The sequence below is a fragment of the Bordetella tumulicola genome (assembly GCF_965138755.1).
Lineage (GTDB): Bacteria > Pseudomonadota > Gammaproteobacteria > Burkholderiales > Burkholderiaceae_B > Bordetella_A > Bordetella_A tumulicola.
The window spans coordinates 460,095-471,521 of record NZ_CBCSFP010000001.1; the positions used below are offsets into that span (position 1 = coordinate 460,095).

Genomic DNA, 11,427 nt, shown 5'->3' on the forward strand with positions numbered 1-11,427 from the left:
AAGGTTGCTTCGTCGTAGACATAACAGCCGCCCTTGATGGGCAGTTGCCCTGAACCCTACTTTACGAGCCATCCATCATGCATAAACAAATCTTCGTGAATCTGGCCGTGGTTGATCTACCCGCCGCCATGGATTTTTTCCGGAAACTGGGGTTGGACTTCAATCTCCAGTTCACCGATAAAAATGCCGCTTGCCTGGTGCTCGGCGAAAACCTGTACGCCATGCTCCTCACGCGGGAATATTTCAAGACCTTTGTCAACAAACCCCTGTGCGACCCCAAGGAAAGTACCGAGGTCCTTGTGTGCCTGTCTTGCGAAAGCCGCGCCGAGGTTGACGATCTGGTGGCACGCGCCGTTGCGGCAGGCGGTACCGTGCCGCGAGAGGCCCAAGACTATGGCTTCATGTATGGGCATGCTTTCGAAGACCTGGACGGCCATATCTGGGAACTCATGTACATGGATCCCAACGCCGAAATGCCGACCGAATGACATCACGTGACGCCGTCCACCAGGCTATCGAAACCGTCTGGCGCAGCGAGTCCGCCAAGGTCATCGCCAGTGTCGCGCGCGTCGTGCGTGACATTGGCCTGGCCGAAGAACTGGCACAAGACGCGCTGGTCGCGGCACTCGAACATTGGCCTCGCGACGGCATTCCGCACAAACCAGGCGCCTGGCTGATGACCACGGCTAAAAACCGCGCCCTTGACCGGTTACGGCAACATGCGCTGCACGAACGCAAACATGAGCAATTGGGTTATGAAATGGATGCCTTGCAAACCCATGTCGAACCCGATTTTGTCGACGCGCTGGACGACGCTCGGCAAGACGAGATCGGCAACGATCTGCTGCGGCTGATATTTACGGCATGCCACCCCATGCTATCGGCCGAAGCGCGGGTGGCGCTGACGCTGCGTCTGCTGGGCGGCTTGCGCACCGACGAAATCGCGCGCGCCTTCCTGGTGCCCGAAGCCACAATCGCCCAACGTATCGTTCGTGCCAAGCGTGTGCTGCGTGACGCTCGGATCCCATTCGAGGTCCCCCGAGGCCAGGCACTCACCGCGCGCTTGGCCTCAGTACTCGAAGTCGTTTACCTCATTTTCAACGAAGGCTATGCAGCGACGGCAGGAGACGACTGGATACGTCCGGGACTATGCGACGAGGCATTGCGACTCGCACGTGTCCTCGCGGAACTGGCCCCACAAGAAGGCGAGGTACATGGACTGCTCGCATTAATGGAGCTGCAGGCTTCGCGGCTGGCCGCCAGAACGGATGCACAAGGTCAACCCATCCTGCTGATGGAACAAGACCGCGGCCGCTGGGATCCACAGCAGATCCGCCGTGGTCTGGCCGCACTGCAACGCGCCCAAGCACAACAAGAGCCCTTAGGTCCGTATACGCTACAAGCCGCGCTTGCCGCCTGCCATGCGCGCGCGGCGCACCCCGACGACACGGACTGGCCGCAGATCGTCGCCTGGTATGACGCCCTGATACAAGTCGCCCCTTCCCCTATCGTCGAGTTAAATCGCGCCGTAGCAGTGGGGTTTGCCGTTGGCCCACAAGCCGGGCTGGCACTGGCGGATGCGCTGACCACCGACCCCGCGTTAGCCCACTATCACTTACTGCCCAGCGTACGAGCCGATTTTCTAGAACGCCTCGGCCGCCGCGCCGAAGCCCGCGCCGAGTTCCAACGCGCTGCCGATCTCACACGGAACGCCCGTGAAAAAGAGTTTCTACTGGCTCGCGCCCGGAAACTCAACTCCTGATCCCCCTTGAAACGCCCTGTAATATTGCTCCCCCTGTAGGCAGACACATGCGTAAACATCCGAAAGCTTGAACCCAAGCGGGTGAACTTGTCATCATGGACCTCTACGAAGTTTACTTAACGAAGGAGGTCTCAATGCCGCGTTCGACCCACGCTTTCTTTGCCGCTGCTGCCATTGTTGCTGCGAGCTTTTCGCCCGCTATCGCTTTGGCTCAAACGGCACCGGCTGCGCAGCCCCCTGCCCAAGCACCCGCAGCAGCACAGCCGATCCTCAAACCGACCGATAGCCAACTGGAAAAATTTGCCAGTGCCTCACAAAAGGTCGCGATGGTCGCCGATGAATACCGGCCCAAGCTGCAAGCCGCCAAAGACGATCCCGCTCGCGAACAGGTTTATCGCGAAGCCGATGAAAAAATGGTCAAAATGGTCCAAGCCGATGGCTTGACCGTGGATGAGTTCAACGGCATCGGACAAGCTGTCGAACAGGATCCGGCACTGCGCAAGCGTGTCATCGACATCGCACAGAAAAATGCCCCCGCAGGCGGCGCAACGACACCGCAATAAACGCATCGCTTAGCGATATCAGGGTCGCCCCGGTGGCGACCTTTTTTTATTACTGTTGCGGCACCGCTGGCCGTTCGCCAATCTGCTGACGCCACATGGCGTAGTACAAGCCGGTTTGCGCCAAGAGCTCGGCGTGCGTCCCGCTTTCGATGATGCGGCCCTTTTCCAGTACAAAGATCGTATCGGCATGCATGATCGTCGAGAGTCGATGCGCGATCAACAACGTGATCTGCCGCCGACTGGCCGAGATGCCACGCACCGTATCGGATATTTGCTCTTCCGTCAGCGAATCCAGTGCCGAGGTAGCCTCGTCGAAAATCAGCAATCTCGGTTGACGTATCAAGGCGCGTGCGATGGATAGCCGTTGCTTTTCGCCTCCCGAGAGCTTCAACCCCATCTCGCCTATCGTGGTATCGAGGCCGTCGGGAGACTTGTTCAGCAGATACGCACAGGCGGCCTGCTCCATCGCATGCGTGATTTCCTCATCGGTCGCATCAGCGCGCACCAGGCGAATGTTGTCGCGCAGTGTCCCGGCAAATAAATAAGGCTCTTGTGTCACCAGTCCTACCTGGCGACGCGCCCGGTTATAGCGCAGCACACGCGTGGAAATATCGTTGTAGAACACCTCGCCTTGCGCGGGCGTATAAAGCCCCAGCAGCAGCTTGACCAACGTCGACTTACCCGAGCCCGATGGTCCCACAAACGCGACGGTATCTCCCAGTGCCACCGAGAATGACACGCTATCCAGGGCATTATCGCGTGCGCCCTTGTGGCGAAAGGTCACCTTGTCAAAACGCAATTGCGTGATGGGCCCGCAATCTTGCGCCGCCTCCGGGCGTCGATCGATGGGCGTTTTCATCAACGCCTCAAAATTCGACAACGAGGCCTCGGCCTCTCGATACGCCAGAATGATATTGCCCAACTCCTGCAAAGGCGCAAAGATCGCCACAGAGATGAATTGCATGGCGATCAATTCACCGGTACTCAGCACATTGCGAAAAATCAGCCACAACAAGGCAAACAGAATGGCCAGCTTCAACAGGCTGAGCGTCACGCCCTGCAAAAACGACAGCAACCGAATTCGTTTGACCTTCTGCATCTCGAGTTCAAAGATGCGGACGGTCTGCGCCTGCAAGCGCCGGATTTCGGGAAAAGTCAGACCCAGACTCTTGATCAATTCGATATTGCGCAGCGACTCGGAAATGAACCCGGCGCTGCGATTGGTCTCGCGCACAATGGAACGCTGCTGCGTCTTGATCTCGCGGCTTAATAACCCCGTCAAACCACCCAACACCAGCACGCCAATCAGAAATACCGGGACCAGCAGCCAATGCCGTGCGACGGCATACCACACCAGAAACCCCACCCCCACCAGCGCGGCAAACACCGTATTAATGAACGTATTGATAAGGCGCTCGCAATCACTGCGTACCTTTTGCAGGAGCGACAGCGTCTCACCGCTGCGAAGGTCTTCGAATTCCTGGAATTTCAGGCGCATGGCCTGCCTCAGGCCGTCATTGAATAATTGCGTACCAAATTTCTGCACGACCAGCCGCGTCGTGTATTCCTGCAAGGCTTTGGCCAACCGCGACAACACGGCAATCAACACCGCCAACCCCAACAGCATCAACACACCCGACACCAGTTCGTCGTCGGTCTTGCCTGCACGATTAATCGCGTAATCGTCGATGATCTTGCCAAAAATGATCGGATCGATCAGTGCCAATACCTGGCTAGCGGCTGCCAGCAGTAAGGCCAGTATCGCTAGGCGCCCGTGGGGCCGCAGATAAGACCACAGAATGCGCATCGGATCAGTAGTGCGGCGGAATTTCGTCACGCAAGCTACGGAAACTGCCTCCTGCGCCCTCGGGTACTTGTTGCCGCAACTCGCCCAGCTCGCGGGCCAAGCGCTCGATCAATTGTTGCTGACGAAACAGCGCCTGATTCAGTTGGTCCAGCATATCGTCGGCCAAGCCGAGCTTGATCTCGAGATCCGCCAAGCGACGATCCGTATCAGAAGACGCATCCATAGCAATTCCACCCTAAGACAATCCGAGGCGTGCAACCCCGCTGCCGCCATCGCAGGCATTATCGCAGCTTGTCAAAAAAACCGCGCCGACGAAAAATGTCCGCCATCAAGCTCCGAGCGCATCGGCCTTTTTTCGTGTGGCCGAGGGCGACCATCAAGCATCCGATGCTGATCTGATTCAGCCCGTTGCCTTCTTTGCATCGTTGCCAGGCCGGCTTGTCAGGATGGCGCTCGTAATGAGGTGGACGAGATGATCCGCCCGCGACGCGAATGACGGTTGGTCAACCGTCCAGCCGAGAGCCGTTATCAAGGCGAACAGGTCGTCCCCATTCATATCGGCGCGCGCCGTTCCCTCGCCTTGCGCACGGACCAGTAGTCGCGCGCCAGCTGAGTGCACCGCTGCACACGACGCATAAAGAGCAGAGTCCGGGTTCGAGTGAGCGGCCGCCATCATAGCGACAACGCCTCTGTAGCTTTGGGTAAATACGACCAATTCTCGAAACCAAGCAAGAAGGGCTTCGTCAGCCGAAGTCGATGTTTCGAGTTCGGCTGCCTTCTGCGTCAGTGCGTCCAGATTGGTACACAGCAACGCTTCGAATAGGGCTTCTCGCGTCGGGAAATGACGAAGCAGCGTCGCCAACCCAACGCCGGCTCGGCGAGCAATATCGCGCATCGACGCGTCGGCGCCATGCTCGCTGATGGCGTCGCGCGCGACCGTGAGGATTTGGTTGCGATTTTTTTTGGCGTCGGCTCGCATAGGAATGTTGACAAATGGATCAGTGATCCATATAGTTCACATATGGATCGGTGGTCCACATCATACAACGTCATACAGCATTTCTCCAACTTCCACGTAACTCCCACAACAGGGCACATGACATGAACAGACTTAATGGAAAGACGGCCGTGATTACCGGCGGCGCTACCGGCATCGGCCTTGCCGCGGCAAAGCGTTTCATCGAGGAAGGCGCCTTTGTCTACCTCTTCGGCCGCCGGCAGGAAGCACTCGACGCCGCCGTGGCCGACCTCGGGCCCAATGCCCGCGCAGTGAAGGGCTCGGTCTCCGATCAGGCCGATCTCGNCCGGCTCTACGCGGCGGTGAAGGCCGAACGTGGAACCCTCGACATCGTCTTCGCCAATGCCGGGGCGGGAGGCCCGCTTGTGCTCGGCAAGATCACCGCCGAGCATATTGACGAAACCTTCGACACCAACGTGAAGGGCACGATTTTCACAGTCCAGAAAGCGCTTCCGCTGATGGGTGCGGGCGGCTCGATCATCCTAACCGGATCGAGCGCCGGCACCACGGGCGCCCCGGCATTCAGCGCCTATAGCGCGAGCAAGGCGGCAGTGCGCAACCTCGCGAAGACCTGGGCCGAGGATCTGAAGGGCACGGGCATCCGGGTCAACGTGCTGTCGCCTGGGCCAACTGCGACCGACCTTGCAAAGGCAGCGCTCGGCGAAGAGGGCCAAAAGGCCTTCGCCTCGATGAATCCGCTCCAGCGCATGGCCGATCCAGCGGAGATCGGAGCTGTGGCTACCTTTCTCGCATCGCCGGACAGCAGCTTTATGACCGCCAGCGAGGTCGCCGTTGACGGCGGCCTGGCGCAAATCTGACGCGTGACACTCAGCCGCTCACGCCAGTGATCTGGTTATCACTACACCTACAAAGGAAAATCAAATGGAACAAGCTCTTAAAGGAAAAACTGCTCTCGTCACCGGAGCATCGCGGGGCATTGGTCGCGCCATCGCCGAACGTCTTGCAAAGGATGGTGCGACGGTCGCGCTGACCTACAACACCAGCAAATCTGGCGCAGACGAGGCGGTCACGGCCATCGAAAAGGCGGGCGGCACTGCGTTCGCGATCCACACGGACCTCGTTGACCCGGCGACCATCCCGATCTTGTTCGAAAGACTCGATGAGGAGTTCACCAAGCGGAACGGAAGCAAGGCCCTCGACATTCTTGTCAACAACGCTGGCAATTCCGGCTGGGTCGGCTTCAAAGACGCGACGCCGGACAATTGGGATACTCTGATGGCGGTGTACACCCGCGCGCCCTTCTTCATCGTTCAGGCCTCTCTGGATCGTCTCGCCGATGGCGGACGCATCATCAACATCTCTTCCGCTGCCGCTACGAAGCCCGTGACAGCCGCGCCCATCTACTCGATGGCCAAAGCGGCCATCAACAATCTGACCCATGCACTGGCGTCCGAACTGGGGCCGCGCGGAATTACCGCGAACGCAGTAGCACCGGGTTACACGCGAACGGACGTAAACGCCGCCCTCCGAGAGAATCCCGAACTCGTAAAGGCGGTCGAAGCCGAAATCGCGCTGGGACGCTTTGGCGAGCCTTCGGAAATCGCCGCCGTCGTGGCGTTCCTGGCCTCCGATGAAGGTCGCTGGGTCACCGGCCAGACGATTGAAGCGAGCGGCGGCTACAAGCTCTGATCGCACCTAAAAATTCAAGGAAAATATATGAACTACGCAATTATCGGCTTCGGCAAGATCGGACAAGCCCTTGCCCAAGCGTTTGCCCGCAGTGGCATCGAAGTATCTGTTGCAACCACGCGCGACCCGGAAAGCTTTGCGTCCGAGGCGGCCGCGATCGGGCCCGCGATCATCCCCAAAACCCTCGAGGAAGCCGTCACGGCGGACGTCATCTTTTTGGCTGTCCGTTTCGAGTCGCACCCGGCGGTCGCAAAGGCCCTGCCGAACTGGAAGGGAAAAACCATCATCGACGCGATGAATACGTTAGCCCCGCTTGAGGAACTGGGCGGTCTTCCCTCCTCTGCCGTGGTCGCGAAGGCGTTCACCGGAACTAAGCTGGTGAAAGGCTTCAACCATTTAGTCGCTGGTGTCCTTGACCAAGATCCGGCCGTACACGGTGGCAGGAGAGTCGTGTTTCTGGCGAGCGATGATGACGGTGCCGCAGCGGAGGTCGGTGCGCTTGCAGAAAAGCTCGGTTTCGCGCCGATCAAACTTGGCGGGCTTTTGGAAGGCGGACTGCTTGTGCATGCGCGCGGAAATAGCTGGGGCCACCTGATCTTTAAGGATTTAGTCAAATTCGAATGATGAGTCGTGAGGCAAATTGCCATGCGATTAAATCCCAACAAATATATTGTTGTAACAAAATGGAAACAAACCGCACCTAGTCTGTCGACTCTTACACACTCCATATCAAGCGACAGCAAAAATGAAAAAATGGAAACTGGCTGCGGCAGCTACTCTTTTGCCGCTGATCCTGCTGGGTTGCGGCAGCAGCAATGACGACGACGATGAGGACGATGTGCCGCCGCCCGTATCCGAAACGGCTCGGCACATCGCTTCCGTCGACTTCATCGGCCGCTATGAGACCAAAGAGTATGGTGTCAGTGCCGCCGAAATTCCTGCCTACGACGCCGCCACCAAACGCGTCTTTGTCGTGAATGCCCTGTCCGGCAAGATCGACATCCTGGATCTGCAAACCCCCGCGACACCCAGCCACATCGGCACCCTCGACGCCGAAGCCGTTCTGGCCGGCGCCGAGATCAACAGTGTTGCGGTCAACGGCGGCAAGGTCGCCGTCGCCATTCAGGCGCCGGTCAAGACCGATCCGGGCTATCTGGCCCTCTACGACGCCCAATCGCTCGCGCTGCTGGGCTCCGTCAAGGTCGGCTCGCTGCCCGACATGGTGACCTTCACGCCCGATGGCAAGACGGTCCTGATTGCCAACGAAGGCGAGCCCTCTGACGACTACACCGTCGATCCCGAAGGTTCGATCAGCGTGATCGATATCACCAACCCCGCCGCCCCCACCGCGCGCACGGCCGGCTTTACCGACTGGAACGGTAAAGAGGCGGCGCTGCGCACACAAGGCGTGCGTCTGGTCGGCCCTCGTGCCACGGCCGCACAAGACATCGAGCCTGAATACATTGCCGTGTCCGCCGATGGCGCAACCGCCTGGGTGTCCCTGCAAGAAAGCAACGCACTCGCCAAACTGGACGTCGCCAACGCCCGCGTCACCGACATCCTGCCGCTCGGTGCCAAAGACCACGGCGCCGACGGTAACGGTCTGGACGTCAGCGACACAGATGGCAAAATCAAGATCGCTCCCCTGGCTGGCGTGAAGGGCCTGTATATGCCCGATGCGATTGCGGCCTACACCGCGGGCGGCGCTACGTACATCGTGACTGCCAACGAAGGCGATAGCCGTCCCTGGGGCGAGGACAACGACGACTACTGGAACTGGGGCCGCGACGCCGACGGCAACTGGCTGGGGCTGGATGCATCCAACGCGCCGGGCTTTGTCGACGAGTTCCGCGTCAAACACCTGGTACACAAGAGCGGCTTTGACCGACGCGCGGGTGACGACCTCCCGCCCCAGTTGCGTCAACTGGCGCCCGGCGGACTGCTGGATCCGACGGTCTTTGCCTATTGCGGCGCGACCGAAGGCGATCCAGGTGATTGCCGCGAAGACGACCAGCTAGGTCGCCTGACCGTGACCTGGACCATGGGCTACAAACAAAATGCCGATGGCACGCCGCAATTGAGCGATGACGGTCGACTGGTCTATGACACGCTCTATGCCTACGGCGCGCGCTCGTTCTCGATCCGCGATGCGGACGGCAATCTGGTGTGGGACTCTGGCGATCAGTTCGAAAAGATCACGGCCCAGGCGTATCCCGATTGGTTCAACTCGGGACACGACGAAACCCTGTTTGACGATCGCAGCGATAACAAAGGTCCCGAGCCCGAGGGTGTGGCGTTAGGGTCGATCAGTGACAAGACCTACGCCTTTGTCGGTCTGGAACGCATCGGCGGCGTCATGGTGTACGACATCAGCGACCCGGCGGCCCCGGTATTCACGACCTATATCAATTCGCGTGACTTCAGCGTGGATTCCGACAAGGATCCCGGTGCGGCCGGCGACCTCGGACCGGAAGGCCTGGTCTTTGTGTCCGCCGCCGACTCTCCTAACGGCGAGCCCCTGTTGATTGTGGGCAATGAAGTCAGCGGTACGACGTCGATCTATCGCATTGTTCTGGAAGACGACGCGCTGTAATCCTGGATAGTCAGCGCGGTGTGCGGGCGTTCAGCCCGGCGCCGCGCGCCCGCGCAACGCGATCCGGAATAGCAACTGTCCCGACAATCCCGCGCCTGTCAGCACCAATGCCGTTGACAGTGCGGGCGATGTCCCCAGTCCTGCCAACGCGGCGCAGACCGCCCCGACCCCCATCTGCAACGCACCATACAGGCCCGCTGCAGAACCGATCACCAGGGGATTGAGGCTGACCGCCATGCTCAACGAGATAGGCCCAGCCATGCCGCAGCCAAACATATAAAAAAACATGAGCGCGACAATCGGCACAACCGTCGCATATCCCGCCAGCACCACCACCAGAAACAGTACCGCGGCCAGCGCACTCAACGCACTGCCCGCAACCATCAGGCGACCCATCGGCATTTTGCCAAGCAGCCGCGACGTCAGCATACTGCCCAGCCACACGCCGGACACCAGTATCGCCAGATACACCCCGACCTCTTGCGCCGGCCGATGCAATTGATTCACAAAAATGAATGGAGCCGAGGCGACGAAGGCGAACATGGACGTCGTCGCGCATCCACCGCCGATCGCATAGCCCAGGAACGCCCTGGACGCGAGTAATTGCCGATAGTGGCGCAACAGGGTCGCCATCGAAACGCGGGCCAGCGTGATCCCTGTTTCGGGCAGCATCCGCCACGCCAGAATGAAATTCACGATGCCCAGCACACACAGGCTGAACAACACGGCCCGCCATCCCAGCCACCCTGCCAGCGCGCCCCCCACAACGGGTGCGACCCCCGGCGCTACAGTCACCATCAGGCTCATCAAAGCCAATCGCTTTGCGGCCTCGGTCGAGGTGGCCGTATCACGTACGATCGCGCGGCCCAATACCAGGCCCGCGCAGCCGCCCAGGGCCTGAAACAGGCGCGCGGCAATCAGGGCGTAGACCTGCGGCGCCAACGCCGCCACAAACCCCGCCACGGTATAAAGCACCAACCCCGCCATCAAGACACGGCGGCGCCCATAGCGATCGGAAAGCGGACCATAGATCAATTGCCCCGCCGCCAGCCCGATGATGTACAGGCTGACCGTCATTTGCATGGCGGCATTGCTTGCATTCAGGTCCTGGCCGGCCATCGCCAACGCCGGGACAAAGATATGCATGGCCAGTGTCCCGCTGAACGTAAACAACGCTAGCAGCCAAAGCGGCACATGTTCAACGCGAGGGGGAGATTGCGGCACGTCTGAGGTGGTCTGCGACGTGCGTTGGTCGTTAATAGTGCCTTGCGGCAACGTAGGAGTGTCCATGAGGAATTAAATGACGCATCAATTAATTGTAGCTCAAAGACCCTCCTGCTTAAAATCCTCGTCACGGCGTCGCCAAAGCGCCAACGACGCTCAGCGGACAAAGGGTCACTCAGTTTGGCACCAACGCGAGAGGACAAGCGTGCGCGCGATCGCGACGTTGCGCGCCCTGCTGTTCAGCGCCGGCTACCCATTGCGGCTGCGCCGAACCTGGGCCCAACAGCCGGAGCCATAGCGACCTTAAGAAGTACGCGGCGTGGGGCGAGCTAACAGCCATATTGCGCAGCCCGCCATCCCTATGCTGACCAGTGCTCCCAACCACCATACCGGGTCGACGGTGTACCAAAAAACCGCCAACCCTATTGCGATCCCCAAGACAGCAAACGCCTTGCCACGCGCAGAAATAGCGCCCTGCTCTCGCCACGCCACGATCGGCGGGCCGAACTGCGGGTGCTGCAGCAGATAAGCCTCCCAACGCGGTGAGGCTCGGCCAAAGCACGCCGCAGCCAAAATCAGGAAGATCGTCGTGGGCATCACGGGCAACAGGATACCGATGATCCCTAGCACCAGCATCAATATGCCCAGCGCCCCATACAGTCTGCGCGTCCAGCGGCCGGTGTGCCCGCGGTCTTGCTGCCCATCGGCCATACCCACGTCCTTTCAACCCTCAGTCCGACCGCCAGCCCTGTGCCAGGCAGTTCTGCGCAAATGGTACCCCTTCGGCCCCCTGTCCGGTGGCGCGCCGGT

Annotated in this window: 12 protein-coding genes and 1 pseudogene; 8 read left to right on the forward strand and 5 right to left on the reverse strand. The window is 59.8% G+C overall.

The window, feature by feature from the left end; all coding sequences use genetic code 11:
* Positions 1-77: 77 nt before the first annotated feature.
* The 3 genes from ACNAZS_RS02175 (at position 78) to ACNAZS_RS02185 (ending at position 2,325) form a co-directional block, all read left to right on the forward strand.
* Positions 78-488, forward strand: coding sequence for a VOC family protein (locus ACNAZS_RS02175; RefSeq protein ID WP_415785688.1), 411 nt, complete (start codon positions 78-80; stop codon positions 486-488).
* Complete coding sequence (locus tag ACNAZS_RS02180) at positions 485-1,762, forward strand: RNA polymerase sigma factor (RefSeq protein WP_415785690.1); 1,278 nt, start codon at positions 485-487, stop codon at positions 1,760-1,762. Before ACNAZS_RS02175 ends, ACNAZS_RS02180 begins: the two co-directional genes overlap by 4 nt.
* A gap of 134 nt (positions 1,763-1,896) precedes the next feature.
* Positions 1,897-2,325 (forward strand): DUF4168 domain-containing protein, encoded by a 429-nt coding sequence (locus ACNAZS_RS02185; RefSeq protein ID WP_415785692.1) that lies wholly within the window; start codon positions 1,897-1,899, stop codon positions 2,323-2,325.
* Between the two features lie 49 nt (positions 2,326-2,374).
* On the opposite strand, the gene ACNAZS_RS02190 is transcribed toward ACNAZS_RS02185, so the two are convergent.
* The 3 genes from ACNAZS_RS02190 to ACNAZS_RS02200 all read right to left on the reverse strand — a co-directional run bounded on the left by ACNAZS_RS02190 (position 2,375) and on the right by ACNAZS_RS02200 (position 5,111).
* A complete protein-coding gene (locus ACNAZS_RS02190; RefSeq protein WP_415787027.1) occupies positions 2,375-4,132 on the reverse strand; it encodes an ABC transporter ATP-binding protein in 1,758 nt (585 codons plus the stop codon).
* 4 nt (positions 4,133-4,136) lie between these two features.
* Positions 4,137-4,355 carry a SlyX family protein gene (locus ACNAZS_RS02195; protein ID WP_415785694.1) on the reverse strand — a complete coding sequence of 73 codons (219 nt, stop codon included), beginning with the start codon at positions 4,353-4,355 and terminating at the stop codon, positions 4,137-4,139.
* 177 nt (positions 4,356-4,532) lie between these two features.
* Positions 4,533-5,111, reverse strand: a complete 579-nt coding sequence (locus tag ACNAZS_RS02200) for a TetR/AcrR family transcriptional regulator (protein WP_415785696.1) — start codon at positions 5,109-5,111, stop codon at positions 4,533-4,535.
* Positions 5,112-5,233: 122 nt separating this feature from the next.
* On the opposite strand from ACNAZS_RS02200, the gene ACNAZS_RS02205 reads away from it, so the two are divergent.
* The 5 genes and pseudogenes from ACNAZS_RS02205 to ACNAZS_RS02225 form a co-directional block, all read left to right on the forward strand.
* Positions 5,234-5,435 (forward strand): SDR family NAD(P)-dependent oxidoreductase (locus tag ACNAZS_RS02205; protein ID WP_415785698.1); only part of this gene is annotated, 202 nt, incomplete at its 3' end.
* Between the two features lies 1 nt (position 5,436).
* Positions 5,437-5,968: pseudogene (locus tag ACNAZS_RS02210) on the forward strand (SDR family NAD(P)-dependent oxidoreductase); the annotation flags it as partial.
* A gap of 64 nt (positions 5,969-6,032) precedes the next feature.
* Entirely contained in the window at positions 6,033-6,800 is a 768-nt protein-coding gene (locus tag ACNAZS_RS02215; RefSeq protein ID WP_415785700.1) for an SDR family NAD(P)-dependent oxidoreductase, read from the forward strand.
* A 27-nt stretch (positions 6,801-6,827) separates the two neighbouring features.
* A complete protein-coding gene (locus ACNAZS_RS02220) occupies positions 6,828-7,424 on the forward strand; it encodes an NADPH-dependent F420 reductase (RefSeq protein ID WP_415785702.1) in 597 nt (198 codons plus the stop codon).
* A gap of 121 nt (positions 7,425-7,545) precedes the next feature.
* Positions 7,546-9,393: a choice-of-anchor I family protein gene (locus tag ACNAZS_RS02225; protein WP_415785704.1), complete on the forward strand. Its 1,848-nt coding sequence runs from the start codon at positions 7,546-7,548 to the stop codon at positions 9,391-9,393.
* Positions 9,394-9,423: 30 nt separating this feature from the next.
* On the opposite strand, the gene ACNAZS_RS02230 is transcribed toward ACNAZS_RS02225, so the two are convergent.
* Positions 9,424-10,683 (reverse strand): multidrug effflux MFS transporter, encoded by a 1,260-nt coding sequence (locus ACNAZS_RS02230; RefSeq protein ID WP_415785706.1) that lies wholly within the window; start codon positions 10,681-10,683, stop codon positions 9,424-9,426.
* 237 nt (positions 10,684-10,920) lie between these two features.
* Complete coding sequence (locus ACNAZS_RS02235; RefSeq protein WP_415785708.1) at positions 10,921-11,328, reverse strand: YbaN family protein; 408 nt, start codon at positions 11,326-11,328, stop codon at positions 10,921-10,923.
* Positions 11,329-11,427: the final 99 nt, after the last annotated feature.